Source organism: Treponema sp. R6D11 (assembly GCF_054786075.1).
In genome coordinates, this window is the sequence record NZ_BDHD01000409.1 from 1 (window position 1) to 1128 (window position 1128).

1 protein-coding gene is annotated in these 1128 nt (G+C 48.7%); it reads left to right on the plus strand.

The window, feature by feature from the left end; all coding sequences use genetic code 11:
• Positions 1 to 158: 158 nt before the first annotated feature.
• Positions 159 to 1128, plus strand: a 970-nt coding sequence (locus ACYVTD_RS13560) for a hypothetical protein (protein ID WP_461248266.1), incomplete at its 3' end; no start/stop codon positions are given.

Below are 1128 nucleotides of genomic sequence, written 5' to 3' on the forward strand. Positions count from 1 at the left end.
TCGGCAGGTGGAGAACTATCGCCTGTTAAATTATCCAAGAAAGAATTAAGGTCTAAATCGCCGCCGCCTTCATCAAGTCCCAGCCCAAGGTCGTCAATAGGGGCGGGTTCGTGCCTTTTAAACTCAAAAGGCGGCGCGGTTTTGACCTTAATTCTTTCTTGGGTAATTTAACAGGCGATAGTTCTCCACCTGCCGATACCCCTGCTGACGCGCCCGCCGGCAACGCCATATCCGCGCTTGATGACTTTTTAAAAGAAATTAATACTCCTTCTCAATCAGAACCAGAGCCGGATAAAGGCGCGGACGATCTATCATCTTTTTTAAGCGGTATGCAGGATCAAGCCACGGCAGACACTCCTGCGAATGCTTCGGGTACAGATGATTTATCCTCTTTCCTGGGCGGCGAGCAGGACGAAGCCGCAGCGGATACTCCGACAGATGCTTCGGACGCAGATGATTTATCCTCTTTCTTGGGCGACAGTCAAGAAGAACCTGCCCCAGATCTTTCAGCTAACGAAGGCGGTATACCCGATGATCTTTTATCGGGATTTTCTGATGAGATGGAATCGGCTCCCTCTGACACTGGTCTTCCCGATTTTAGTCAAGAAGATTTTGGCGTTGAAGAACCCAAAGCTGAATCTAAAGCTGAGCCTAAAGTTGAACCAAAACAGGAAGAACCCGAAAACGATGATTTGGGGGGCATTGATCTTGGCGGCGAAAGCAGAGAAAGTGTAGCGGATACATCGGCAGAAGCCGACGCTGATGCTGCTGCCGGTTTAGATGATTTTAATTTTAATGTTGATACGATTGACAGCGGCACTCCCGATAAAAGCGCGGACTCAAGTGCTAGCGCAGATGCGCCTCAAGCTGATCTAGACTTAAACGGCATTGATCTTGGCGGCGAATCTCCTCACGATTTCGCTCCAGAAGAGCCAGCAACGCCAAAAGAGCCGGAAGAAACACAAGTTGACAATCAAGACCTAAGCGGTATCGATCTTGGCGGCGAGTCTCTTGACATTCCACCCGAAACAGCAAGCGATGATTTAGCTCTTCCTGCTGATTCATTTGATTCTTCCGTCGCAGATACCCCTGTTACAGATGACGCTACATTAGATACAAATTTTGATA